Origin of the sequence: Streptomyces albicerus, assembly GCF_008905045.1 — a bacterium.
Classification (GTDB): Bacteria; Actinomycetota; Actinomycetes; order Streptomycetales; family Streptomycetaceae; genus Streptomyces; species Streptomyces albicerus.
In genome coordinates this window covers 117,489-140,834 of the sequence record NZ_VWMY01000011.1, presented here as the reverse complement: position 1 = coordinate 140,834, position 23,346 = coordinate 117,489, and the positions used below count along the sequence as shown (strand labels likewise).

The window sequence follows — 23,346 nt, the reverse complement described above, 5'->3', positions numbered from 1 at the left end:
CCCCGGACCGCCCCCGCGGTCCGGGGCGGCCCGGTCGCCGGATCAGGCCGGTGTCGTCCCGGGCCCGGCACCGGCCGCGACGCGGGATCGCCAGGTACTGGCCCCAGTTCCTGGCGGTCTCGCCGTACTACCTGATCTTCTCGGTCTTCATGCTCTTCCCGATGCTCTACACCGTGTATCTGGCGTTCCAGAAGTGGGACGGCATCGGGGAGATGGAGTTCGTCGGGCTCCAGCAGTTCCGCTTCCTGTGGGACGACCCGGTGTTCTGGCTGTCCCTGCGCAACACCCTGGTCATCTGGGTACTGTCCACCGTGCCGATGCTCTTCCTGGCGCTGGTGATGGCGGTACTGATCAACTCCACCCGGCGCTTCACGGCCTTCTACCGGGTCGCCCTGTTCATCCCCAGCATCACCTCGCTGGTGGCCATCGCCATCTTCTTCGGCGCGATCTTCAGCAACAACTTCGGCCTCATCAACGCCATCCTGCAGTCGCTGAATCTGTCGGCCGTGCCGTGGCTGAGCAACGAGTGGACGATCAAGCTGGTGATCGCGGCACTGATGACCTGGCAGTGGACCGGCTACAACGCCATCATCTACCTGGCCGGCCTCCAGGCGATCCCCTCGGAGCTCTACGAGGCCGCGAAGATGGACGGCGCCGGACCGGTGCGGATCTTCTTCGGCATCACGATCCCGCTGCTGCGGCCCATCATCCTGTTCACCGTGGTCATCTCCACCGTCACCGGCCTGCAGAGCTTCACCGAACCCCAAGTCCTGTTCGGCAGCGACGCCTCCACCAACCCCAACTCCGGCGGACCGGGCCAGGCGGGCCTGACCACGCTGCTGTACTTCTACCACCAGGCCTTCGACAACAACGACTTCGGCTATGCCGCCGCGATCGTCTGGGCCTTCTTCCTGCTGATCCTGCTGATCGTCATCATCAACTGGCGCCTGGTGCAGCGTAAGGAGCGACGGCCGTGAACAGCCAGAACCGCAAGCGCCTGAGGGGCCTGAGCGTCCATGCCGTCCTGATGCTCTGTGTCGTCATCTCGGTGTTCCCGTTCTACTGGATCATCGTCATGGCGACGAACACCTCGCAGGACATCTACCGCTACCCGCCGAAGCTGTGGTTCGGCGACAACCTGCTGACCAACATCCAGCACCTGTTCGACAAGATGGACTTCTTCGGGTCGCTGTTCAACACGGTGATCGTGGCCGTCTGCACGACGCTGCTGGTGCTGTTCTTCGACTCGCTGGCGGCCTTCGCCTTCGCCAAGTACGACTTCCCCGCCAAGAAGTTCCTCTTCGGGCTGCTGCTGGCGATGTACATCCTGCCGACCCAGCTGGCGATCATCCCGCAGTACGAGATCATGATCCAGCTGGGCTGGCTGGGCACGCTCCAGGCACTCATCGTGCCCGCCGCGGCCAACGCCTTCGGCATCTTCTGGATGCGCCAGTACACGATCACCGGTGTCCCCGACGAACTGCTGGACGCCGCCCGGATCGACGGCTCCGGGTTCTTCCGCCAGTACTGGCATGTGGTGCTGCCGTGTGTCCGTCCGGCGCTGGCGTTCCTCGGGATCTACACCTTCATCGCCGCCTGGAACGACTACATCCTGCCGTTGGTGATGCTGGTCAACCCGGACGAGCTCACCCTCCAGGTGGCGCTGGCACAGCTGTACGCGGGCCACTCCACCGACTACAGCATGGTGATGGCCGGGGTGTTGCTGGCGGTCATCCCGCTGGTGCTGGTGTTCACCTTCTTCGCCCGCGGCTTCATCGCCGACGCCACCAAGGGCGCCCTGCGCTGACGGCGGCGGGGGATCAGCCCCGCGGCTCGCGACAGCCCGAGCACCTTCTCCGCGAGGATGTTGCGCCGCACCTGCGACGTCCCCGCGTAGAGGGTGCCGGAGCGGGCGATCAGATACGTCGTCGACCAGGACGCCGAGGAGTTCGCCGCGCCGGGGTCGTCGGTGCGGCTCGTGCGCAGGCGCGGCCGCCCGAGGGGCACTTGGCCATGCCGGCCCATGATGTCCATCGCCAGGTCGGCCCCGGTGCGGGAGCCGTTGAAGAAGACCTCGTTGAAACACTTCGCAGGCACCCGACGCGCGTTCGGCACACCAAAAACCCCTGCGCTCACCACCGCCCTCCGGCATACGCTGACGCCCGCTGTCTGCCGAGGGAGGACGTATGGAGATCCGTAGCCTGACCCGTACCGAAGCCGAGCGCCGGGCCGCGCTGTTGACGGTCGAGCGATACGACGTGGACGTCGACCTCACCGGCCTGCCCGACGGGCCCGAGGTCCGGTGTGTCTCCACCGTGACCTTCAGCTGCCACGAGCCGGGCGCGGAGACCTTCGTGGACTGCGCGGCACAGGTGGTGAGCGCCACGCTGAACGGCAGCTCCCTCACACCCACCGGGGACGGCCGCATACCCCTCCCCGCCCTCGCCGGGCACAACGTGCTGCGCGTGGAGAGCGTCCAGGCCGACACGACCACGGGCGAGGGCGTGCACAAGGCGACCGACCCCGCGGACGGCGAGGTCTACGTGTGGATGAGCTTCGAACCGGACGAGGCCCGGTTCGTCTGGGCGTGCTTCGACCAGCCCGACCTCAAGGCCCCGCACGCCTTCACCGTCACGGCCCCGCCCGCATGGACCGTCACCAGCAACTCCGGCGACCCGCGCGTCGAGGAGCTGGACTCGGCCCGCCGCTGGACCTTCCCGGACACCCCGTCCCTGTCGACGTACAACACCGTCATCAACGCGGGCCCCTTCCACGAGATCCGCCGCGAGGCCGACGGCCACGACCTCGGTCTCTACGCCCGCCGCTCCCTCGCCCCGATCCTCGACCGCGACGCCGGCGAGATCTTCACCCTCACCCGCCAGGGCCTCGCCTTCTTCGGCGAGGCCTTCGCGATGCCGTTCCCGCAGCGCAGGTACGACCAGGTGTTCATGCCCGAGTTCGGCGGGGCGATGGAGAACTACGGCTGCGTGACCTGGTCGGACGGCTTCCTGCGGCGGGCCACGCCGACGCCCGCCGAGAGCGAGCTGCTCGCGAAGGTGCTGCTGCACGAGATGGCACACATGTGGTTCGGCAACATCGTCACCATGCGCTGGTGGGACGACCTCTGGCTGAACGAGGCGTTCGCGGAGTTCGCCTGCCACTGGGCCGCCGAGCGCGCCACCCGGTACACCGACGCGTGGGCGGGCCACCTGGCGGGCGACAAGCTCAAGGCGTACCTGTCCGATCAGGGCCCTGTCTCGCACCCGATCCACCAGCCCATCCACGACGTCGCCCAGGCCGCGTCGATCTTCGACAACATCACCTACCCCAAGGGCGCCTCCGTCCTCCAGCAACTCATGACGTACGTCGGCGAAGAGCACTTCAGGGCAGGCATGACCGCCTACTTCGCGCGCCACGCGTGGGGCAGTACCACGCTCCAGGACCTGATCGACGCCCTCTCCGAGACCAGTGGCCGCGACCTGGACGCCTGGCGCACGGCCTGGCTCGCGACGGCGGGCACCGACCGCTTCTCACTGGAGCGCGACGGCGACACCGTCACGCTGGTGGCCGACGACACCCCGCGCCCGCAGGTGCTGGCGGTGGGTGCGTACGGCAGGAACGGCGAAGCCCTGGAACGCAGGGCGCTGGTGCGCGTCGAGGTGACGCGGACCCGCACACCGGTCACCGGCCTCCCGTCCGAAGCGGACATCGACGTCCTGCTGATCAACGACGAGGACCTGACCTTCGCCACGACCCGCCCCGACCCCACGACCAGGGACGCCCTCTTCCATACGGCGGCGGGACTGCCCACGGCCATCTCCCGGGGCGTGGCCACGGCGACCGTGTGGGACATGCTGACCACCGGCGAGGCCACGGCGGCGGAAGCCGGGCGGTGCATCACCGCGGTCCTCATGGCCGAGACGTCGGACGCCGTGATCGAGCCCTATCTGACCCTCGCCGCGAACATCGCCGAACTGTGGGCACCGCACGGCGAACGGGCCGCACTGACGGCGGCGGTGGCAGGCGCCTGTCGGCGTCTCGCCGCGGACCCCGGCCGCCGTCAGGTCGCCCTGCGCGGCCTGGCCCGCACCGCCACGAACCCGGACGACCTGGCCTGGCTCCGCGAACAGGCGGGCGACGACGTGGACCTGCGCTGGCGCGCGCTGGTCCGGGAGGCGGAACTGGGCGGGGACGTCTCGTCCGAGGCCGCCCTCCTGCTGGAACGCGACCCGGACCCCGACGCCTGGGTCCGCGCCCTCACCGTACGGGCCGCCCTGCCGGACGCGGCGGCGAAGGCGGAGGTCTGGCAGAAGCTGGCGGTGGACCGCGCGGTCCCCGTCCACTCGGTCGGTCAGGTGGCGGCGGCGTTCTGGCGCCCCGCCCAGGACGCCCTGCTGACGCCCTACACCCAGCACTACCCGGACTTGATCCCGCACCTGCACCGAGGCGGAATGATCCCGGCGATGGTCTTCGCACGCCACCTCTTCCCACCGCACGCCATCGACCTCACGTACATCGAAAAGGCCCAGCAGGCGTCCCACGAGGCGGCCCCGGTGGTCCGCAACACCCTCCTGGAACGCTCGGACGAGGTAAGGCGAATGCTCCGCTCTCGAACCCGGACGACCTGATCCGAGGCTCCGCCCCGCGCGGCAGTGCCACCGACGAGGCAGCCGAGGGTCTCCCGCCGGGCAGTGACGCTTGACCCGGCTCATCCGTAAGCCTAGGCTTACCGTTCGTGGAGACTTACCAATCTGGCGACGCATTGGGTGCGCTGGGGGACGCCACCAGGCGCGCCATCATCGCGTGCCTGGCCGAGCGGCCGCGCGCGGTCGGCGAGCTGGCCGACGAGCTGCCGGTCAGCAGGCCGGCGGTGTCGCAGCACCTGAAGGTGCTGAAAGAAGCGGGACTGGTCACCGAGCGCGCTGCCGGAACCCGCCGCATCTATCGGCTCAACCCGGCCGGGGTGGCCGCGCTGCGCGATCAGCTCGAAACGTTCTGGAACCGGGCCCTGGCCGGCTACGAGGACGTCGTCGAACAACCGGAAGAGGAAACGCCATGACCCAGGCAGCGACCACAGTGGTCCGCCGACAGATCGCCGTCGACGCGCCGATCGAGCGGGCCTTCACCGTATTCACCGAGCGGTTCGGTGACTTCAAGCCGCCAGAACACAACCTGCTGAAGGCAGCGATCGCGGAGACCGTGTTCGAGCCTCGGGTCGGCGGCCACATCTACGACCGCGGCACCGACGGCAGTGAGTGCCGCTGGGCGCGCATCCTCGCCTACGAGCCGCCGGACCGCGTCGTGTTCAGCTGGGACATCAGCCCGCAGTGGCAGATCGAGACCGAGCCGGACAACACCAGCGAGGTCGAGGTCCGGTTCATCGCCGAGACTCCCCGGCGCACCCGGGTGGAGCTGGAGCACCGCAACATCGACCGACACGGCCCGGGCTGGCAGGCCGTCGCCGACGGCGTCGCCGACGACGCCGGATGGCCGCTGTACCTGTCCCGGTACGCCGCACTGTTCGCCGACGGCAGTTCAGCTTCGCCGACAAGTTGATCACAACGGAACTCACACACATCCATCCACCCAGAACCTGGGGTTGGCGACCCTGAACCCGGTGGGGCGGGGAGAGCGACCGTCGGCCCCACCGGACGGCGAGAACCGTCAGTCCTGACGGAACGAGAACCGGTCGGGAGCCATACGCACCGGTCTCGCGCGCCCTGGCCGCTGCTCACGGCACAGTGGAGGCATGAACGCGGACGAGAAGAACCTTCTGGCCCGGGGACGCGTGGCGACCCGGCTTCCCGCCCAGGACCTGGACCGGGCACGGCGTTTCTACTCCGAGCGGCTCGGTCTGGAGCCCGTCGACGAACGGCCCGGCGGGCTGTTGTACCGGTGTGGGGGTGTGGATTTCGCGCTGTTCCAATCGACGGGAGCCTCTCCCGGCGCCTTCACTCAGATGAGCTGGGAGGTCGACGACATCGAGACGGTTGTGGCGGAACTCAAGCAGCGCGGCGTGGTGTTCGAGGATGTCGACGTGCCCGGGCTCCGGACGAGGGACGGGATCGCCGACATCGACGGGAACTATCCGAGCAAGGGTGCACGGGGTGAACGCGCTGCCTGGTTCCATGACAGTGAGGGGAACCTGCTGGGTGTCGGCGAGCTGGTCTTCTGAGCGAACACGGCACGAGCAGCAGACCCAGGAGGGGCACCAGCTCTACTCCGTATCCAGGCCGGACGCGAAGCGCCACAGTCTCCGAGACCGTTCGCGCTCATGGCCTCCGACACCGGCGCTACCGCGGCCTCGCAACGCCCCACGTCCAGCGCGTCCTGAGCCGCCAGCACTGACATCATCGAGCACTGACATCATCCGCCTCAGCGAGTGCATCCCACCGGGTGCAGCCCCATAACAGGCGGCCCGCGAGCGGTTCATCGCAGCGCGGGTGCTGCGCCTGGCCGCGGTCGGCGGCGGGTCACCACTGGGTGATGAGCGGCGTGTCCGGTTCGTGCTGCCGCCAGGCTTCGGTGAGGCGGGCGAGGCGGGTGGGGGCGGCGATGCCGCGCACGGTTGCGATCTTGCCGTTGGTGATGTCGAACATCGTGGAGCCGATGACCCGGTCGCCGAGCACGAAGAGGATGGCGGGGGCACCGTTGACGACCGCGTAGTGGATGGCGGGCGTGCCGCCGACAAGTCGCCGTTTCGCGGGTGTGGGTTTGAAGCCGGCCTGTGCGATGGCGGCGATGCGCTGCGGAGTGTCGTACCGCAGCAGCTTCTCGGCCCGGCCGCCGGCGCCGTCGGAGATCGCGATCGCGTCGTCGGTGAGCAGCGCCACCAGCCGCTCGGTGCGGCCCGAGGATGCGGCGGCGAGGAACTCCTCGACGATCCTGCGGGCGGATGCCGGGTCGACCTCGCCGCCGCCGCGACGCACGGCGGTGACGCGGCGCCGGGCCCGGTGGAGGTGCTGCTGGCTTGCGGACTCGGTGATGTCGAGGATCTCGGCGATCTCGGCATGGCCGTAGGAGAACGCTTCGCGCAGGACGTAGACGGCCCGCTCGACGGGTGACAGGCGCTCCATGACAGTCAGCACAGCCAGGGAGACAGATTCGCGCTGCTCGAACGTGTCGGCCGGGCCGAGCATCGGGTCGCCGTCGAGGAGCGGTTCGGGCAGCCAGGCGCCGGCGGTGCGTTCACGGCGGACCTGTGCCGAGCGGAGCCGATCGAGGCACAGGTTGGTGACGACCTTGGTCAGCCATGCTTCCGGCACCTTGATCCGCTGCCGGTCGGCGGCCTGCCAGTGCAGGAACGCGTCCTGTACGGCGTCCTCGGCGTCGGCGGCGGAGCCCAGCAGCCGGTACGCCAGCGAGGCCAGCCGGTTCCGGCTGGCCTCGAACCGACTGGTGTCGAAGCGATCAGTAGCGGTGCTGTCCACGCGGACCACCCTAGGCGGCGACGCGCTTCTGGGCGGCGGCATTTGACGCGGCGGCCAGGCGGCGCTTGCGCTTGGGCAGGCCGTAGGTCGGGTGCAAGACGGCCCACAGCGACCCCTTGACGATGCCCGCCTTGATCCGCGCGGCCTTCCGGCCGCCCACATACTTCGACTTTGCCTGCGCTTCGTCATCGACGAGCTGCAGGATCCCGTCCCGCCGCCCGAGGCTGATGTGGTTGCCCAGGTACTCCAGCTTGATGTTCGCAATCTTGCGGCCGGTCAGGCGTCCCACGATCGCTTCCATGGCCTGCCGACCGGTGTAGCCGGCCGAACCGCAGGACATCGGCAGCGGCCGGCCGTTGTCGCCGATGGCGCGGACGCTGTCGCCGATGGCGTAGACGTTGGGGTGCGAGACCGACCGCATGGTGCGATCGACGACGATCTGACCGTTCTCGGTGACCTCAAGGCCGCCGGCGGCGGCGATGGGGTTGACCGCGAACCCGGCCGTCCACACGGTCGCGTCGGACGCCAGGGCGGTGCCGTCGGCGCACAGCACCCGCGTCGCTTCGACGGCCTCGACGCTGGTGTGCTCCAGGACGGTGATGCCCAACCGGTCGCAGGCCTGGCGCAGATGGCTGCGGGCTCCGGCGGAGAGCCGGGCGCCCAGCTCGCCGCGGGCGACCAGCGCCACCGACAGGCCGGGCCGGGCTTCGGCGATCTCGGTGGCGGTCTCGATGCCGGTCAACCCGTCGCCGACGACCACCACACTCCCGCCTTCACCCCGCCTGTCCAGGCTGTCCAGGCGCTCGCGCAGGCGCAGCGCCGAGGGCCGGGCGGCGACGTTGAAGGCGTGCTCGGCCACACCGGGGACGCCGTGGTCGGCGACGTGGCTGCCGAGCGCGTAGAGGAGCGTGTCGTAGCCGAGTTCGTCGCCGCCGTCGACGTCGGCCACGGCGACGACCTGGCGCTCGGGGTCGATAGTGGTGACACGGGCCAGGCGCAGCCGTATCCCCGTGCCCGCGAAGACGTCGGCGAGCTTCGGAGCCTCGATCTCCCGGCCGGCCGCGAGCCGGTGCAGCCGCAGCCGCTGGACGAAGTCCGGCTCGGCGTTGACCACGGTGATCTCGGTGTCCGCCGGGGACAGCCGGCGGGCCAGGTTCCCGGCCACGTAGGCCCCGGCATAGCCGGCGCCGAGAACGACGATGCGGTGCTTCATGTCTTCGCTCCTGTCGGTTCGCTTGCTCTCGGTGACTTGAGCGGAACGGCGGCTCGATTGCTGACAGGAACCGCATGTGGCATGGGTCACAGAGTGACAGGAGCACCGCTCAACGATGCTCGCGACGCCGAGGCGGCGCAGATGCAGGCCGAGCTGCCGTACGGCGGTCACCTTGGTGATCTCCGTCAGCAGCGAGGGCCCGGTGGCTCGCTCCGGCCCGGTTGCTCGACGCGGTCGCTGCGGCAATGCACCAGCAGGGCCTCACGCAGGCGCTCCCCGATCAGCTCCACCGCGCGAACCTCGTCGGCGAGCCAGGCGGCCAGGCGGTCCTCGTCGGCTCGGGTCGCCGGACGGAAGTCGAGGTATCCGACGGACCGTCCTCCGGGCAGCCTCAAGCCAACAGCCGTGCGAGCTCGGCCATTTCGGTCTCCGGGTCCACCGCTGGCTGGATCACGAGCTCGTCGACCCCCGACTTCTCCAGCACACTGATCCGCTCGGTGACCTCGTCCCAGGTGCCGACCAGGCCGAACCTGTCCACCAAGGAGGGCACGATGAGTTCGCGGTCCTCAGGTGACAGCCGGCCTAGGTAGTTGTGGTAGAGCGTGTGGTGACGGTTGGGGTCGGTGGGGGTGGTGCCGCGCGACTGGAGCAGGCGGTCGACCGCCGCGGCCTCCTCCTGGGGGAGGGCCGCACGGAAGGCGGGATTCTCCACAGCGAGGATCAGTGCGCTCAGCGCGATGTGCCCCATTGAGTCCTTGGCCGAGTCGCCGTAGGGGTCTTCGCCGTCGGCGAGGACATGCAGGGAAGTCATGAGGTACGAACGTGTCTTGGCGGTGCTGCCCGTGACCTGTGCCGCGGTCTGCCGGGCCTGGCCGAGGGCGGACCAGGCCGTGGGGTCGTGCATGCCGAAGGAGATCAGTCCCGCGCCGAGGCGGCCGGCGATCGTGGCGGCCTTCAGACCGAACGCCGCCACGACGAACTCCACTGGGTCTGCAGTGTTGACGTACGGGCCGGCGTGCAGGAATCGCACTCTGCTGGACCGGGTTCCCTCGCGGTAGTCCGTCTCGCGGCCCGCGGTCAGATCCCGCAGGGCGGCGGTGAACGACTCCAGCTCCGCCATTTTTGTGGGCCGCATGCCGAGCGTACGGCGTGCTGTGTTGCCGGTGCCGACCCCGCACACGATGCGGCCGGGGGCGAGGGCGTTGAGGCTGCTGACGGCGGCCGCCGCGGCGGGCGCGGAGCGCAGTGCGGGTGAGGTGACACCGATGCCGAGCTTGATCCGGTGTGTGGACTTGGCACAGAGCGCGAGAGAGACGAACGGGTCGCCGTGGACCATCGGCGTGTCATACACCCAGAAACTGTCGAACCCGAGTTCTTCCGCGCGGGCGGCCAGATGTTCCACACCCGGCCGTGCTGCCAAGACGATGCCGATCCGCATGGCGATTCTCCTCGCCGTCGAGTGAGGTGGCTGAACGACTCCGGTTGCATTCGTTGTTGTCTCTGACCCCGACCATGGTCCCAAACGGGCTGGCGGTGTGACCCGGGAACTGGCCCAGTTCGGTGAGGAGATGAGTCGGGGGAACCCGGCCGGCGGGGTGCGGTCCCCGAAGCCGCCCCGACCGTACAAAGGAACGATCAGATCCCCGATCGAGCGGCACGCTTCAATACTCCCCACACTCCCCACCGAATCGGTTGCTGACCGTGGTCAGCCGTGCCAGTTGCATGGTCGACGGTCAGCTCGGCGCTGGAGCGGGCCCCAGGAGTTCGACGCCGTACCGGGCGGCGACTGCCGCAAGCCTGCTCATCTCGTTCCGGGGATCAGTCTCCGGCGTCGCGATTGCCGCGGCCTGCCACTACGTGGGGCCGACTGAGTTGAGACGATCAAGGTGCGCAGCATCTGGTTGCCGGCATCCGCAACAGGTACTGCTGGGGATCCCCGTTGCGGCAGGGCGGCATCCTCACCTACGGCGCCGTCGACCAGGACGGCACGCTTACCCAGGGCGGCTACTCCACCCAACAACCTCGACAGGAGTGCCTACACGTCGCTGCCGGCCACTGAGGCGTCGCGGCCCAGGACGCCGAGAAGGCGCAGGTCGTCGTGGGAGGGTTGTGAGAGCGGCCGCGGGCCTGTGCGCGCTGACGACCATGCACGGTGGCGACGGTTGTCACACTCGCGGACTTGGCGGTGTCTTCATGCCGAACCTTTCACACAGGCAGACGTACAGGGAGAACACCATGACGCTCCGGGTCCCCAAGGCCGAGCTCAGTGCCGAGCTCCGCGAAAACATGATCAAGCAGCTCGGTACCGTGCCCGAGCCCGTCGAAGTGCTGTGGCACAACCCCAAACTCGCCGAGGCCAACGAGGAGTTCGCGGCCAGGGCGGGTGAGTGGGACGCCGCCGACGCGAGCTTCAAGACGTTCGCGCACATGGCCGTCGCGGCACAGGTCGGCTGCAGCTGGTGCCTGGACATCAACTACTTCCTCGCGCTGAACCAGAACCTGGACCAGGCCAAGGCGAGCCAGGTGCCGCGCTGGCGGCAGTCGGAGTTGTTCACCCCGCTGGAGCGCGACGTTCTCGACTACGCCGAGGCCATGACGAACACGCCGCCGACCGTCACCGACGAGCTGTCGAAGCGTCTGCTCGACCGGCTCGGCCCCGCGGCGCTGGTCGAACTCACCGTGGTCATCGGCTTCGCCAACATGGCGGCCAGGTGCAATGCGGCGCACGGAATCACGTCGCAGGGCTACTCCGCTGCCTGCGAGATCCCGCTGGCCGCGCGTCCTGAGAACTCCGGCGTGGCGTCGACGGCATGACCGAGAACCCGTTCGTCGCTCATCGCAGCCTGCTGTTCACGGTCGCCTACGAGATGCTCGGGTCGGCGGCCGACGCGGAGGACGTGGTGCAGGAGTCCTGGCTGCGGTGGGCCGACGTAGACCCGTCGCAGGTGCGTGACCCGCGGGCGTACCTCATCCGAACCGTCACGCGGCAGGCGCTCAACCGTCTGCGAACGTTGTCGCGCCGCCGCGAGGACTACGTCGGCGAGTGGCTGCCGGAACCGCTGCTGACCAGCCCTGATGTCGCCGAGGACGTCGAACTCGCGGAGAGCGTCTCGATCGCGATGCTGACCGTGCTGGAAACGCTCGGGCCCACGGAGCGGGCGGTGTTCGTGCTCCGCGAGGTGTTCGACATGCCGTACGGCGAGATCGCCGAGGCCATCGGGAAGTCCGCGGCCACGGTGCGGCAGATCGCACGGCGGGCACGCGAACATGTGGCGGCCCGTCGGCCGCGGGTGGAGGTGAGCCGGTCGGAGCAGCACGCCGTGGTGGAGCGGTTCCTGGCCGCGTTGCGAACCGGGCAGTTGCAGGAGTTGCTGGAGGTCATGGCGCCGGATGTGGTCCTGATCGCCGATGGTGGCGGGGTGGTGCCCGCCGCTCCGGCTCCGGTCCACGGCGCCGAGCTGGTGGCGAAGCTGCTCGCGCGCGCGGACCGGGTCGTGGCCGCGACGACCGTGTGGCTCAACGGCGCGCCCGCCGCCCGGGTCGAGATCGACGGCGAGCCGGCCGCGGTGAGCCTCGTGGTGGAGAACGGGCGGGTGACCCGGATCTACGCGGTGGCGAACCCACGGAAGCTGACACGGCTGGACGAACCGGCCGAGCTCGCCAGGTAGGCCCGCTGCTGCCCTGGCGTGGTGAGTGTTCCGGGCGGTTCCAACCGCCCGGAACACTCACGAACGCACGGCGATGGGGCCACGGACTTGCGAATGGTCAGACGAGGCCCGCGCGGTAGACCAGGAGCGCGATCTGTACGCGGTTGTCGAGGCCGAGTCTGGTCAGGATGTGGGAGACGTGGGCCTTCACCGTGGGCAGACTCATGTAACAGGCCGCGGCTATCTCCGCGTTGGTCCTGCCCTCGGCGACGGCGAGGGCCACTTCCCTTTCCCGGGACCCGAGTCGGGCCAGCATCGCCGCGGCCTTCTCACGTTCCTCGTGGCGGGACGGCCCGGGCACACCCGCGGGGTCGGTCACGGTGTCGATCAGCTGCCTGATGGCGGCCGAGGAGAGCACGGGCTCGCCCGCCATGACGTTGCGCACGGCCGCCACGATCTGCGCCGGTGGCGTGTGTTTGAGGACGTATCCCGCAGCCCCTGCGCGCAGGGCCTGCAGGACGTAGCTGTCGGTGGTGAAGGTGGTCAGGATCAGCACTTCCGGAGGCCGCGGCCGCCGCCGGAGCGCCGCCGTGGCCGCGAGCCCGTCCATCCTCGGCATGCGGATGTCCATGAGGACGAGATCCGGACGGTGCTCGTCCACGAGGGCCTGTACGTCGGCTCCGTCGGCAGCCTCCGCCACGACGTCGATGTCGTCGGCCGCGGACAGCATGAGGCGCAGTCCGGCGCGTACCAGGGGGTCGTCGTCGACGACCAGTAGACGGATCAAGGGGGTCAGACGGTCCATGGGAGCCAGACGTCGAGGTGGAAGCCGGTGGGTGTGGTGTGGTGGTGCAGGCGCCCGCCGACGAGATCGACGCGTTCCTTCATGCCGATCAGTCCCTGACCGGAGCCCGGCACGGAGCCCTGGGCCGGCGCCGGCGCCAGGGGGTTGGTCACCTGGATGGTGAGCCCGCTGCCGGGGCCTCCCGTGATGGTGAGGGACACCGGGGTGCCGCGGGCGTGCTTACGGTGGTTGGTCAGCGCTTCCTGCAGCAGGCGGTAGGCCGTGCGCGCGACGGCCGGCGCCATGGTGGCCGGGTCGTCGAGCCGCCGCACCAGGTGGAGCTCCGCGCCCGCGGCACGGGACTCCTCGATCAGCTGCGTCACATCCGTATGTGTGGGCCGGGGTGGTTCGGTGTGGTCGCCGACGACGGGAGCCCGCAGGACTTTCAGTACGTCCTGCAGGTCCTCCAGGGCCCGGGTGGCGCTGACCCGGATCACCCCCACGGCCTCGGCGAGCTGCTCGGTCGGTGCGCCCGGATGGTATTCCAGCGCACCCGCGTGAATGGACAGCAGCGACAGCCGGTGCGCGAGCCCATCGTGCATCTCCCGGGCGATCTCCTCCCGGGCGTGCTGCCGCGCCTGCTGCGCACGCAGGGCCGCTTCCGTCTCCGCACGGACCGCCCGGTCCCGCAGGCCCGCGACGACCAGGCCCCATCCGACGGCGCCCGCAACCAGGGTGACGGCCGAGACCGCGGTCGCCAGAGTGAGGGGCTCGGAGGGGTACGCGGAGAGCAGGACGTACGCCGGTACCGGGACGAGCGCGGCCGCAGTGACCGCCCAGGTGGTGCGGATCGGGCACGTCGTGGCGACGGTGAACAGGGCGATCAGTACGGGCACCACCAGGGGCAGGCAGACGCTGAGGACGATCAGGGCCACCGCGACCCCGACGGGGTGGCGCCGCCGCAGGCACAGCGCGGCGCAGACGAGCAGGGGCAGGACGCTGCCGAGCCCCAGGAGCCTCCAGCTGAGGGGCAGTACCCCGCCGAGGACGCTTTCCGGAGCGCCTTCGCCGACCTGCGGATAGACGGAAAGCCCTGACTGCTGCGCCCTGGCCACCAGCACGGTCAGGGCGGCGGCCGCCGCGGCCACGGCCAGGTCGGCCAGCACGGGGTGGCCACGCCAGGCCTGTCGCACGTCGATCACGGAGGAACCGTACCCAGCGATCCCCGCGCACGGGGAACCGCGACGATTTCCTATACCAAAGTATAGGTGCGCCCTGTCCATTGGATCAGGGTCGTCGCAGCCCTTTTGCCGATTTCCTTTTCTCTGCCGATTTCTAGGTTCGACGGCATGGAAAAAGAGAACTCCTCCGAAATTCGTCCTCGGGTGAACGGGACTGCCGTAAACCGGACCACCCTGTTGTGCGGCATCACGGGACTGCTGCTCCTGTCCCTCGGCGGCCTGCCGCTCCTGGACCGCGTATGGGCCCATCTGGGGTCCGCGTACTGGGCCTTTCCCGCCGCGCGTGACGTGCTCTCGGTGGTGGTCGGTGTCGTCCTCGTGACCGTCGCGGTGGCCGCCCACCGGCGCACGCGGCAGGCCGCACAGACTGCTGATGTGCGGTGACGCGGCCCCGACGATTCGCGTTCCGGGCGGCTGTCCCGTTCGTGACCGCCGCCGCGCTCTTCTTGACGGGCGGCTGCGGCACCCTGCACGGCGTGACGTCTCCACGCGACGCCCGCGAGGCCGCCCTCGCGTCACCCGGAGCGGAAAAGAACGGCAGCGGACCCGACTGCGCCGTAGAGAAATGCGTCGCCCTCACCTTTGACGGCGGCCCGAGCAAACCCACTCCGAAACTCCTCGACATCCTGAAGGAAAAGAAAGTCAAGGCGACTTTCTTCCTCCAGGGAAAAGGTCACACGGACACCTATCCCGGTACGGTGTTGCGCATGGCCGAGGAAGGGCACGAGACGGCGAACCACACGTGGTCCCACAAAGTGCTCACGGAACTGAGCGCCGATGAGGTGGAGGCCGAGATGAAGCCCGTACAGGACGACATACGGCGCATCACGGGCCGCGCCCCGGTCCTGATGCGGCCCCCGCAGGGGCGGACCAGTGACGAGGTCTCCGCCGTCATGAAGAGGCTGGGCCTGGCCCAGATCCTGTGGAGCGTCACGGCCAAGGACTACGCCACGACGGACACCGCCCTGATCACTCGCCGGGTACTGGAGCAGACGCGCCGCGACGGAGTCATCCTGCTCCACGACCGCTACAAGGGGACCGTCCCGGCCGTGCCGGGCATCATCGACTCCCTGCGCCGACGCGGCTACACCTTCGTGACGGTCTCTCAACTCCTGGCCCCCGCGGCACCGAAAGCCGGTGCCATCTATCGGCCCTGACAGCCCGTTCTGGAGCTTCTGCCATGTGTTCCTCGGGATGTCGAATGCGGCGGATCCCCATCGACGTGAGAGTGAAGGCAGTACATCCCAGGAGTTCAGGAGCAACACATCGTGACCGTTACCGCGGATATGGCCATCTCCCTCGACGGCTACGTCGCCGGCGCCAACGTCTCCGTCGACAACCCGGGAGGCGACGGCGCCGAGCCGCTCTTCGAGTGGATCCACAATCTGGCGAGCTGGCGGCAGCGCCAGGGCATGACCGGCGGGGAGGAGAACCGCGACTCCGAGCTGATGCGCGAGTGGTTCGATGCCACCGGAGCGGTGGTCATGGGCCGGATGATGTACGACACGGGCGAGGAGTTCTGGGGCGACAACCCGCCGTTCAGGGCCCCGGTCTTCGTGCTCACCCACCGTCCCCGGCCGACCCTGGTCAAGGAGGGTGGCACCACCTTCACCTTCGTCACCGACGGCATCCGCAGCGCCCTCGACCAGGCGAAAGCCGCCGCCGGGGACAGGGACGTCGACATCGCGGGCGGGGCGAGCACGGTGCAGCAGTACCTCAGGGAGGGGCTCATCGACGAGCTGCAGCTCCACGTGGTGCCCGCGCTTCTCGGAGACGGACTGCGGCTCTTCGAGGGACTGGGCGCCGGGCGGCGGAACCTCGAGCCGCTCAGGGTGGTCGACACGCCCCTCGCCACCCACCTGAAGTACCGCTTCGTGAAGTGACCCGGCATGCGGGAGGCCCGGCCGCGCACTGGCGTGCGGCCGGCCGGCCGGCCCGCTCGTGCCGCGTCGTGTGCGGTCGCGATCAAGCGCCCCCGCGCAGGACCCGACCTTCGCCTACGGGAGCGCGTCTGGAGCGTTCGAAGAAACGTCGTGCGCACTCTCTTGACAGCCCGTTCGGCGTCCGTGAGGGTCGTGAATGAACATTCATTGACCATGGTCGGTTAGATGGATGTATGAGCGGAACAGGCGATTAAGGAATTTGAGGCAACGTCAGAGAGTGGTGGGATCGCCTGTTCTCAGAAGCCTGCCGTCGCCATGAGCGCGGTTTGCGCCGCCCAAGTCGCCCACCACCTGCTCCAAGGCCCGTACCTCTCGGATCGCTTCTTGCATACCCATGGCACTTGGAACCGCGGCCGTTCCCGACGACAACGCTCGCGCATACGCAGTGAGGCATCGCATGCAGAAGCTCGAAGACCTCCCGTCCGTCAGGTTCGGTGACGGACTCGGTGGATCGCTGGCCTTCAAACGTGACCCGCTGGCCTTCCTGGCGCGTAGCCGTGAGCGGTACGGCGACATATTCCGTTTCCGTCCGTTCGGGGTGCCGATGGTGATGGTCAATCACCCGGACTACATCCGTCACGTGTTGGTGGACAGAGGGGAGCGATACGACAAGAACGCCACGATCTTCAAAGTGATACGCCCAGTCCTGCGCAAGGGTTTGATCGCCAATCCGGACATGGAACTGTGGCGTCGGCAGCGCCGCATGATGGCGCCGCATTTCACCCCGAGAGCGGTCGGTTCCTTTGCCCGAAACATGACGGACGAGACCGTGCAGATCGTGGATCGCTGGAAGCGCACATACGGCGACACCCATACGTTTGATGTCACCGACGAGTTCGGCCAGCTCGCCCTCCGTATCGTCAACAGATCCCTCTTCAGCGCAGACGTGAGCGAAGCGGCCCAGGGCTTCGAGCGGGCCTTCGGCGTGGCCAACACCATTCTCGGCGCCTTCTTCCGTTGTCCGTTCCCGCCGTTGAGTGTGCCGACACCCAGCCATCGCAGGCTGCGGCGGGCGATCGAGGACATGGACGAGTTCGTGTCCGGATTCGTCCGGCAGCGGCTGGCCAACGATGTCGCCGTGGGCGAAGAGAGCGATCTGCTCACCCTTCTCCTGCATTCCGTGGACGGGGAGAACGGGAAAGCGATGGATCTCGAACAGCTCCACCACGAGGTCCTCAACATCTGCGTCGGCGCCTACGAGACCACCACCAACACCCTGTCCTGGGCGTTCTATCTCCTCGCCTGCCATCCCGAGGCCGAGAAGCAGATGCACGCCGAGGTCGACCAGGTGCTCGGCGGCCGGATTCCGCAGTTCGAGGACCTTCCCCGGCTGACGTACACGCGCATGGTCGTCGACGAGACTCTGCGCATCTACTCCCCGGCGTATCAGTTCATGCGCCGCGCCTGTCAGGACGACGAGATCGATGGCTACCGCATCCCCGCGGGCACCAACATGCTGATCAACAGCTATTTCCTGCACCGGCACCCGGAGTTCTGGCCCGAGCCCGAACGCTTCGAACCCGAGCGGTTCAGCCCCGAGGAGTCCGCCAAACGTCCCAAACATGTCTACGTCCCGTTCGGCAGCGGACCTCGCATCTGCATCGGAAAGCACTTCGCCCTGACCGAACTCACCCTGGTGATCGCCACCATCGCGCTCGGGCACCGGCTGGTCATGCCCGCGGGTGCCCCCGAGGTACACCCGGAGGCTTTGATCACGCTGCATCCCAAAGACGGCGTGCGGTTACGGCTGGAGCGCCGCTGAGAGGAGTACGGCGCATGGCCATCGACACCGACGGGCCGGACATCCGAAGCCCGTTTCCCCAACGGATCAATCCCCATGCGGAGAAGACGCGCATTCAACTGGCCGAGTGGGTCCGGAGCACAGGGCTGGTGCATCGGGAAGCGGCGAGAGAACGCTTTGATCGCGCGGACTTCGGCTGGTTCGCGGCAGCGGTGTACCCGACCGCAGACGCCCCGCAGCTGGATCTCATGGCGGAGTGGTTCGCCTGGCTCTTCCTCGTCGATGACCAACTCGACGACGGACGGTTCGGGCGCAGTCCGAACCGGATGCGGGAGACGGTGAACCAGATGCGGGCGGTGCTGGAAGGCCACGGCCGGTGTGACGCGGCGGGCCCCGTCCTCCCCACCGCGGTCGCCTCGCTGGCCGACTTATGGGAGCGCACCGCCCCGCAGGCGGCTCCCGAATGGCACCGCCGCTTCGTCCGGCACCTCGAAGAATGCCTCAGAACGGCAGCCGTCTGGGAGGCAGGAAACAGGATCAGCGGCACTGTCCCGTCCGAGGAGACCTACATCGCCAACCGCCGACACACGGGCGCCATCTACGTCTGCATGGACCTCATCGAGATCGCGGAACGGATCTCGCTCCCCGACGCCGTCCACACCAGCCCCGAGTTCACGTCCGCCCTCGATGCCGCCTGCAATGTCGTCTGTTGGACCAATGACGTCTTTTCGCTGGCCAAAGAGCGTTCGCGGGGCGAGGTGCACAACCTCGTCCATCTCGTCGGGCACCATCGCGGGCTGGACCAGCGGGCCGCGCGCGACCACGTCTGCACCGTCATCGCCGCAGAGACGGACCTGTTCCTCGTGGCGGAGGCGAAGGTGCTGACCGCTTTCCCCGACCAGACCGCAGACCTCGTCCCCTATACCGCCGGCATGCGCACATGGATGCGCGGCAACCTCGACTGGTCGAGGCGTACGAAGCGCTATCACTCCACCGCGGACGACGGCGTGGATCGACCGGAGGAATACCTCGAAGCACAGCTCATGGAGGTCGAACGATGACCATGGCCACCGTCCCGACACCGCTGACGCCTGGGAACTCCTGCGCCGTGCCCGCGAGATGACCGGCCCCGTGCTCCGGAGACCGCACGCCAGCATGCTCTCGCCCTCGACCGACTGGCCTCGGTGTCCCCTCAGTCGGACGGGGAGCGGATGCTGGTGACCCTCGCCCATCTGGCCATGAACCGTCGGACGTAGAGCGACGCGACGCAGCCGGGACGGCGTGCGGATGGCCCGTGGGGCGGGAGCCCTTCCGCCCCACGGGTCTTCAGTGACATACGGGGTGAACGGCCACTCGCGTTCACTCGTACCCCTTGTCGTACGCCTGGCCGCTCGCGCGGACGGGAACAAGCTTGGATACGGAGAGGCACGTGCCGCAGCAGCCACACCTAGGACGCATTGGCCGCACCCTGCCCGCCGCCCGCATGGTTCGCGGCGCCGCCCTGATCGGCAGCCTGGCCCTTCTTCTCCTGGCCACGGCCTGCGGTGGGGGCGACGACGGCGACGCGGCGGAGAGCAAGCAGGCGAAGAAGGCCGCGATGTCCGCGGCCCCGGCGGCCGGGGTCGTGGCACCGGCGAAGGTCGAGGTGATCGCCAACCTGACCGGCTGCAAGCCAAAGATCCGTATCGAAGCGGATGAACTGCGCCAGGGCCTGTGCCACACGAAGAAGGTCGACTACCTCATCACCACCTTCCCCGAGGAGAAGTACAAGCAGACCTGGCTGGACTCCGCCGCCATCTACGGCGGCAAGTACCTGGTCGGCTCGCGTTGGATCGTCAGCGCGAAAGAGCCGGAGATGCTGGAGCAGTTCCGAGCCAAGCTCGGCGGGAACATCCAGCAACTGCGCGGCATCGGCCCCACTCCGAGTGCCTCGTAGCGGCAGAGCAACTGGTCGGCGCCATCTTCACCGAATCCGTCAGACCCTCCGACGGCTCCCTGCGCGTCCTGTCTCCGAAGACCGCACGTGGTGCCCGCTACGCCTGATCCGGGCCGTAGTGCTCCAGGAACATGTCGACGCCGCTGGTGATGAGGCGGTCGGTGATGTCCTCATCGATATGGGTGCCGTAGGCGCCGAAGACCATGTGGGGGAAGACCAGAAGTGCGTAGAGCTGGATGATCGCGATCTCCTGGTCGGGGATGACCAGTCGTCCTTGATCGGCCAGGGTGCGCAGCGCACCCGCCACCGCGGGGTGGTGGCCTTCCGGGCCGCGGCCCTTCCAGGCCTCGGCGAGTTCCGGGAAGCGGTGTAGTTCGGCGGCGACGAGGTTGCGCAGGGCGGTGACCTCGTGGTTGGTGCGGATGGCGTGGACCCAGGCGCGGGCGGCGTCGATGAGTGCGGCGCGGAGGTCCTCGGCGTCGGCCAGGCCTTCGAGTGCGGCCGGAGAGGCGCCGTCGAGGGGTTCGTCGAGCGCGCTCGTGATGACCGCGGTGAACAGTGCTTCCTTGCTGCCGAAGTGGTTGTAGACGGTCACCTTGGAGACGCCCGCCTCGGCGGCGATGGCGTCCATGCCGACGCCGAATCCCTCGCACAGGAACAGTTCACGGGCGGCTCGGACGATGGCCTGCCGTTTGGCTTCGGCGCGGGGTCCGCTCGGGGGCTGCTTGACCGTCTCGCTGCTCATGGTCGAATCCTAGCAACGAACTGAACTGAACCGTTGAGTTCATATGAACTGAGACGTACAGTTCAGTTCAAGGGCTCGTGCGGACCAGGCCGTGCGGAGCAGCAGCCCCGCCATGCCCTGTACGGGAGGAAATTCGTGTCTTCGACCGCTCGTCTCGCACGAATGCGGCCCGGAGCCGCCCAGCCCGGCGGCAGCCGGTGGCTACGGCGTCCGTGGTCGCCCTCGCGGACGCGGCACGCCGGGCGTTCGCCGACGGTATGGGTCCGGCGATGACTGCGGCGGTCGGTGTCACCGCGGTGGGCATCGCCGTTGCGCTCGCCTTCGCTCCGTCCAGCCCTACGGACTCTGCCACTGATCGCCGTACGAACTTCGAGGAGTCGTCATGACCCACCCGGCCCCCGGCGCCCCGCACGCGTCGGAAGACCAACACGACCATCCGCCCGCCGATCCACGCCGCTGGGTCGCCCTGGCGCTGATCTGCCTGGCCCAGTTCATGCTGATACTCGACGTCACCGTCGTGAACGTCGCGCTGCCCGACATGGCCGCCGATCTCGACCTCGGCCGGGAGACACTGACCTGGGTGGTCACCGCGTACACGCTGTGCTTCGGCGGGCTCATGCTGCTCGGCGGTCGGCTCGCCGACGCACTCGGCTCCCGCCGCACCCTGCTCGCCGGACTTGCCTTCTTCACCGTCGCCTCACTGGTCACCGGGCTGGCCGAGAACGCCGAGACCCTGCTCGGCGGGCGGATCGCCCAGGGCATCGGAGCCGCGCTGCTCTCCCCTTCGGCGCTGTCCATCGTCACCACCACCTTCCACGGCGCGGAGCGCAACAAGGCCCTCGGCGTGTGGGCGGCCATCGGCGGCACCGGCGCGGCGGCCGGCGTACTGGTCGGCGGGGCGCTGACCGACGGGCCGGGCTGGGAGTGGGTCTTCTACGTCAACGTGCCGGTCGGCCTCCTCGTACTGGCCACCCTCCCCGCCTTCGTACCGGCCCGCGCACCGCAGCCGGCCCGGCTCGACGTCCCCGGGGCACTCCTGGTCACCGCCGGCACCGGCGCGCTCATCTACGGGCTGGTCGAAGCGGGCGACGCGGGCTGGGGCGCCGCCGCCACTCTGCTCCCGATTGCCGGCGCACTCCTGGCGTACGGGCTGTTCGTGGCCGTCGAACGAGCGAGCCGGGCCCCACTGATGGACCTGCGCATGTTCACCCGGCAGCCGGTGCTCGCAGGGGCGTTCCTGATGCTGATCGCCACCGCCCTGCTGATCGCCTTCTTCTTCCTCGGTTCGGTCTACCTCCAGCACCTCCGCGGTTTCAGCCCGCTCAAGACAGGGTTGGTCTTCCTTCCGGTGGCCGTCGCCACCGGTATCGGCGCCCACCTCGGCTCCCGGCTCGTCGGCAGGATCGGCAGCCGCCCCACGGCCGTCGGAGGCATGGTGATCGCCACCGCCGGAACCATTCCGCTGACGCAACTGTCGGACACCGGCAGCGTGTACGCGGCTCTCCTGCCGGGCTTCGTCGTCGCCTCCGTCGGCATCGGCGCAGTCTTCGTCACCGCCACCACCACCGCGCTCGCCATGGTCGAGCACCGGGAGGCGGGACTGGCCTCCGGTGTCGTCAACACCTTCCACGAGGTGGGCGGTTCGATCGGCGTCGCCGTCGTGTCCACCGTCGCGGCGTCGGGCTTCGAGCGCGGTTCGGTCGGCGGTTTCGCGGACGCGTTCACGGTATGCGCGGTGGCGGCCGCCGCGAGCGCGGTGGTGTCTTTGGCACTGGTACCGCGCGGCAAGCCGCAGATGACCGGAGGCCCTCATGTCCACTGACGGTCCTGACTGAAGCCTCGCCGTGGTTCGTCGCCGGGCCGGACTCCTAGGCGGGGTGGGTGGTCGGGGCTGTGCGCCGCACAGCCTGACGCCTCGGCTGGTGCCGAGGCGTCAGGCTGTGTCTGTGTCTATGTCTGAAGGGGGTGTTGATCACGGGTGCGGAGTCGGTGCCCCGCACAGGCCGGGCTCCGGTCTTCGTCACCGCTGCTGGTGCGAGAGCCGGCGTGCCAGCGGGGGAATGATCACAGCGGCGGCCACCAGGTGGGACACAGCCAGGATGACCTGGGTGGACGTGGCGGTGTGCGGGGCGACGGCCGGGCCGGCGAGGGACAGCGCGGTGAGCGCGACGGTGGTCACCGTGAAGGTGCGGGCGGGGCGCTTGGCCCAGCGGGCCAGGGCCACCGCCAGGATGATCCCGGCGATCGACCAGAACACCACGCCCCCGGCGAAGCCGCCCACTGGGATCTCCGCGGCCTGTGTCTCGCCGGGACTTGCCGCGTTCATCGGTACGCCGGCCCCTCGGGTGATGAGGCCGAACACCTCAGTCACGACGGCACCGGCGAGGACGGCGAGAACGCCGACCAGCCACACGGGGCCAGTGGCGAGAGACCGGGTGGACCGGGGCGAGGACTTGGCCTGGGACTGGGACTTGATGGTGGTCTGGGTCTGGGGCGCGGTCACGCTCATGGCTCTGACTCCTGCTGTGTCGTTGTGAGTTGGTGTGCTTTCGCAGATGTAGACCGAGAGGCGCCCCAGAACTCATCGGTCATCGGACAAGGAGACTCGGCACGGCCGTAACCACCCTCTGGCGGTGCCGCATTCGGCTCCTTGAGAGCTCCTTGAG

25 protein-coding genes are annotated in these 23,346 nt (G+C 68.8%); 16 read left to right on the top strand and 9 right to left on the bottom strand.

Annotated features, from left to right (window positions below; all coding sequences use genetic code 11):
• Window positions 1-86 precede the first annotated feature (86 nt).
• Both GAS53_RS11750 and GAS53_RS11745 read left to right on the top strand, forming a co-directional pair.
• Window positions 87-977, top strand: a complete 891-nt coding sequence (locus GAS53_RS11750) for a carbohydrate ABC transporter permease (protein WP_151477497.1) — start codon at window positions 87-89, stop codon at window positions 975-977.
• Between the two features lie 50 nt (window positions 978-1,027).
• Complete coding sequence (locus tag GAS53_RS11745) at window positions 1,028-1,807, top strand: carbohydrate ABC transporter permease (protein WP_151477496.1); 780 nt, start codon at window positions 1,028-1,030, stop codon at window positions 1,805-1,807.
• On the opposite strand, the gene GAS53_RS56210 is transcribed toward GAS53_RS11745, so the two are convergent.
• Window positions 1,696-2,097: a hypothetical protein gene (locus GAS53_RS56210; protein WP_225858865.1), complete on the bottom strand. Its 402-nt coding sequence runs from the start codon at window positions 2,095-2,097 to the stop codon at window positions 1,696-1,698. The genes GAS53_RS11745 and GAS53_RS56210 overlap by 112 nt on opposite strands.
• A gap of 89 nt (window positions 2,098-2,186) precedes the next feature.
• Between GAS53_RS56210 and pepN the strand changes: the two genes are divergently transcribed.
• The 4 genes from pepN to GAS53_RS11720 all read left to right on the top strand — a co-directional run bounded on the left by pepN (window position 2,187) and on the right by GAS53_RS11720 (window position 6,175).
• Window positions 2,187-4,628 (top strand): aminopeptidase N, encoded by a 2,442-nt coding sequence (gene pepN / locus GAS53_RS11735; RefSeq protein ID WP_151477444.1) that lies wholly within the window; start codon window positions 2,187-2,189, stop codon window positions 4,626-4,628.
• Between the two features lie 107 nt (window positions 4,629-4,735).
• Entirely contained in the window at window positions 4,736-5,059 is a 324-nt protein-coding gene (locus GAS53_RS11730; RefSeq protein ID WP_192583074.1) for an ArsR/SmtB family transcription factor, read from the top strand.
• Window positions 5,056-5,556: an SRPBCC family protein gene (locus GAS53_RS11725; protein WP_151477443.1), complete on the top strand. Its 501-nt coding sequence runs from the start codon at window positions 5,056-5,058 to the stop codon at window positions 5,554-5,556. Before GAS53_RS11730 ends, GAS53_RS11725 begins: the two co-directional genes overlap by 4 nt.
• A 193-nt stretch (window positions 5,557-5,749) precedes the next feature.
• Window positions 5,750-6,175 (top strand): VOC family protein, encoded by a 426-nt coding sequence (locus GAS53_RS11720; RefSeq protein ID WP_151477442.1) that lies wholly within the window; start codon window positions 5,750-5,752, stop codon window positions 6,173-6,175.
• Between the two features lie 298 nt (window positions 6,176-6,473).
• Here GAS53_RS11720 and GAS53_RS11715 read toward each other — a convergent pair whose 3' ends face one another.
• The 4 genes from GAS53_RS11715 to GAS53_RS11700 form a co-directional block, all read right to left on the bottom strand.
• Complete coding sequence (locus GAS53_RS11715; RefSeq protein WP_192583073.1) at window positions 6,474-7,430, bottom strand: sigma-70 family RNA polymerase sigma factor; 957 nt, start codon at window positions 7,428-7,430, stop codon at window positions 6,474-6,476.
• Window positions 7,431-7,440: 10 nt separating this feature from the next.
• Window positions 7,441-8,643 (bottom strand): NAD(P)/FAD-dependent oxidoreductase, encoded by a 1,203-nt coding sequence (locus GAS53_RS11710; RefSeq protein WP_151477440.1) that lies wholly within the window; start codon window positions 8,641-8,643, stop codon window positions 7,441-7,443.
• A gap of 185 nt (window positions 8,644-8,828) precedes the next feature.
• Complete coding sequence (locus GAS53_RS11705) at window positions 8,829-9,038, bottom strand: hypothetical protein (RefSeq protein WP_151477439.1); 210 nt, start codon at window positions 9,036-9,038, stop codon at window positions 8,829-8,831.
• On the bottom strand, window positions 9,035-10,081 hold the full coding sequence (locus tag GAS53_RS11700) for an LLM class flavin-dependent oxidoreductase (RefSeq protein WP_151477438.1): 1,047 nt from the start codon (window positions 10,079-10,081) through the stop codon (window positions 9,035-9,037). The genes GAS53_RS11705 and GAS53_RS11700 overlap by 4 nt, the downstream gene beginning before the upstream one ends.
• A gap of 797 nt (window positions 10,082-10,878) precedes the next feature.
• Here GAS53_RS11700 and GAS53_RS11695 point away from each other — a divergent pair.
• A complete protein-coding gene (locus tag GAS53_RS11695) occupies window positions 10,879-11,457 on the top strand; it encodes a carboxymuconolactone decarboxylase family protein (protein WP_151477437.1) in 579 nt (192 codons plus the stop codon).
• Window positions 11,454-12,311: an RNA polymerase sigma-70 factor gene (locus GAS53_RS11690; RefSeq protein WP_151477436.1), complete on the top strand. Its 858-nt coding sequence runs from the start codon at window positions 11,454-11,456 to the stop codon at window positions 12,309-12,311. Before GAS53_RS11695 ends, GAS53_RS11690 begins: the two co-directional genes overlap by 4 nt.
• A gap of 97 nt (window positions 12,312-12,408) precedes the next feature.
• Here GAS53_RS11690 and GAS53_RS11685 read toward each other — a convergent pair whose 3' ends face one another.
• A complete protein-coding gene (locus GAS53_RS11685; RefSeq protein ID WP_151477435.1) occupies window positions 12,409-13,095 on the bottom strand; it encodes a response regulator transcription factor in 687 nt (228 codons plus the stop codon).
• Window positions 13,083-14,276 (bottom strand): sensor histidine kinase, encoded by a 1,194-nt coding sequence (locus GAS53_RS11680; protein WP_225858864.1) that lies wholly within the window; start codon window positions 14,274-14,276, stop codon window positions 13,083-13,085. Before GAS53_RS11680 ends, GAS53_RS11685 begins: the two co-directional genes overlap by 13 nt.
• A gap of 147 nt (window positions 14,277-14,423) precedes the next feature.
• On the opposite strand from GAS53_RS11680, the gene GAS53_RS11675 reads away from it, so the two are divergent.
• From GAS53_RS11675 to GAS53_RS11650, 6 genes are all read left to right on the top strand, one after another.
• Entirely contained in the window at window positions 14,424-14,699 is a 276-nt protein-coding gene (locus GAS53_RS11675) for a hypothetical protein (RefSeq protein ID WP_151477433.1), read from the top strand.
• A complete protein-coding gene (locus GAS53_RS11670; RefSeq protein ID WP_151477432.1) occupies window positions 14,696-15,472 on the top strand; it encodes a polysaccharide deacetylase family protein in 777 nt (258 codons plus the stop codon). Before GAS53_RS11675 ends, GAS53_RS11670 begins: the two co-directional genes overlap by 4 nt.
• Before the next feature lie 111 nt (window positions 15,473-15,583).
• Window positions 15,584-16,198, top strand: coding sequence for a dihydrofolate reductase family protein (locus tag GAS53_RS11665; protein ID WP_151477431.1), 615 nt, complete (start codon window positions 15,584-15,586; stop codon window positions 16,196-16,198).
• Between the two features lie 457 nt (window positions 16,199-16,655).
• Window positions 16,656-18,020: a cytochrome P450 gene (locus GAS53_RS11660; protein ID WP_192583072.1), complete on the top strand. Its 1,365-nt coding sequence runs from the start codon at window positions 16,656-16,658 to the stop codon at window positions 18,018-18,020.
• 14 nt (window positions 18,021-18,034) lie between these two features.
• Window positions 18,035-19,060 (top strand): terpene synthase family protein, encoded by a 1,026-nt coding sequence (locus GAS53_RS11655; RefSeq protein WP_225858863.1) that lies wholly within the window; start codon window positions 18,035-18,037, stop codon window positions 19,058-19,060.
• 422 nt (window positions 19,061-19,482) lie between these two features.
• Window positions 19,483-19,935 carry a hypothetical protein gene (locus GAS53_RS11650; RefSeq protein WP_151477493.1) on the top strand — a complete coding sequence of 151 codons (453 nt, stop codon included), beginning with the start codon at window positions 19,483-19,485 and terminating at the stop codon, window positions 19,933-19,935.
• A gap of 97 nt (window positions 19,936-20,032) precedes the next feature.
• Here the strand turns inward: GAS53_RS11650 and GAS53_RS11645 are convergent, their stop codons facing one another.
• Window positions 20,033-20,680 (bottom strand): TetR/AcrR family transcriptional regulator, encoded by a 648-nt coding sequence (locus GAS53_RS11645; RefSeq protein WP_151477429.1) that lies wholly within the window; start codon window positions 20,678-20,680, stop codon window positions 20,033-20,035.
• Window positions 20,681-20,877: 197 nt separating this feature from the next.
• Between GAS53_RS11645 and GAS53_RS11640 the strand changes: the two genes are divergently transcribed.
• Together GAS53_RS11640 and GAS53_RS11635 are read left to right on the top strand one after the other, a co-directional pair.
• On the top strand, window positions 20,878-21,066 hold the full coding sequence (locus GAS53_RS11640) for a hypothetical protein (RefSeq protein ID WP_151477428.1): 189 nt from the start codon (window positions 20,878-20,880) through the stop codon (window positions 21,064-21,066).
• On the top strand, window positions 21,063-22,502 hold the full coding sequence (locus GAS53_RS11635; RefSeq protein ID WP_151477427.1) for an MFS transporter: 1,440 nt from the start codon (window positions 21,063-21,065) through the stop codon (window positions 22,500-22,502). The genes GAS53_RS11640 and GAS53_RS11635 overlap by 4 nt, the downstream gene beginning before the upstream one ends.
• A gap of 198 nt (window positions 22,503-22,700) precedes the next feature.
• On the opposite strand, the gene GAS53_RS11630 is transcribed toward GAS53_RS11635, so the two are convergent.
• Complete coding sequence (locus GAS53_RS11630) at window positions 22,701-23,189, bottom strand: DUF6069 family protein (RefSeq protein WP_151477426.1); 489 nt, start codon at window positions 23,187-23,189, stop codon at window positions 22,701-22,703.
• Between the last annotated feature and the right edge of the window lie 157 nt (window positions 23,190-23,346).

What these genes read in the sequence shown, in the direction of transcription:
- GAS53_RS11745 (WP_151477496.1), top strand. Translation starts at nt 1,028, where the DNA reads ATGCTCTGTGTCGTCATCTCGGTGTTCCCGTTCTACTGGATCATCGTC.
- pepN (WP_151477444.1), top strand. Translation starts at nt 2,187, where the DNA reads ATGGAGATCCGTAGCCTGACCCGTACCGAAGCCGAGCGCCGGGCCGCG.
- GAS53_RS11725 (WP_151477443.1), top strand. Translation starts at nt 5,056, where the DNA reads ATGACCCAGGCAGCGACCACAGTGGTCCGCCGACAGATCGCCGTCGAC.
- GAS53_RS11720 (WP_151477442.1), top strand. Translation starts at nt 5,750, where the DNA reads ATGAACGCGGACGAGAAGAACCTTCTGGCCCGGGGACGCGTGGCGACC.
- GAS53_RS11710 (WP_151477440.1), bottom strand. Translation starts at nt 8,643, where the DNA reads ATGAAGCACCGCATCGTCGTTCTCGGCGCCGGCTATGCCGGGGCCTAC.
- GAS53_RS11700 (WP_151477438.1), bottom strand. Translation starts at nt 10,081, where the DNA reads ATGCGGATCGGCATCGTCTTGGCAGCACGGCCGGGTGTGGAACATCTG.
- GAS53_RS11695 (WP_151477437.1), top strand. Translation starts at nt 10,879, where the DNA reads ATGACGCTCCGGGTCCCCAAGGCCGAGCTCAGTGCCGAGCTCCGCGAA.
- GAS53_RS11690 (WP_151477436.1), top strand. Translation starts at nt 11,454, where the DNA reads ATGACCGAGAACCCGTTCGTCGCTCATCGCAGCCTGCTGTTCACGGTC.
- GAS53_RS11685 (WP_151477435.1), bottom strand. Translation starts at nt 13,095, where the DNA reads ATGGACCGTCTGACCCCCTTGATCCGTCTACTGGTCGTCGACGACGAC.
- GAS53_RS11675 (WP_151477433.1), top strand. Translation starts at nt 14,424, where the DNA reads ATGGAAAAAGAGAACTCCTCCGAAATTCGTCCTCGGGTGAACGGGACT.
- GAS53_RS11660 (WP_192583072.1), top strand. Translation starts at nt 16,656, where the DNA reads ATGCAGAAGCTCGAAGACCTCCCGTCCGTCAGGTTCGGTGACGGACTC.
- GAS53_RS11655 (WP_225858863.1), top strand. Translation starts at nt 18,035, where the DNA reads ATGGCCATCGACACCGACGGGCCGGACATCCGAAGCCCGTTTCCCCAA.
- GAS53_RS11650 (WP_151477493.1), top strand. Translation starts at nt 19,483, where the DNA reads ATGGTTCGCGGCGCCGCCCTGATCGGCAGCCTGGCCCTTCTTCTCCTG.
- GAS53_RS11645 (WP_151477429.1), bottom strand. Translation starts at nt 20,680, where the DNA reads ATGAGCAGCGAGACGGTCAAGCAGCCCCCGAGCGGACCCCGCGCCGAA.
- GAS53_RS11635 (WP_151477427.1), top strand. Translation starts at nt 21,063, where the DNA reads ATGACCCACCCGGCCCCCGGCGCCCCGCACGCGTCGGAAGACCAACAC.
- GAS53_RS11630 (WP_151477426.1), bottom strand. Translation starts at nt 23,189, where the DNA reads ATGAGCGTGACCGCGCCCCAGACCCAGACCACCATCAAGTCCCAGTCC.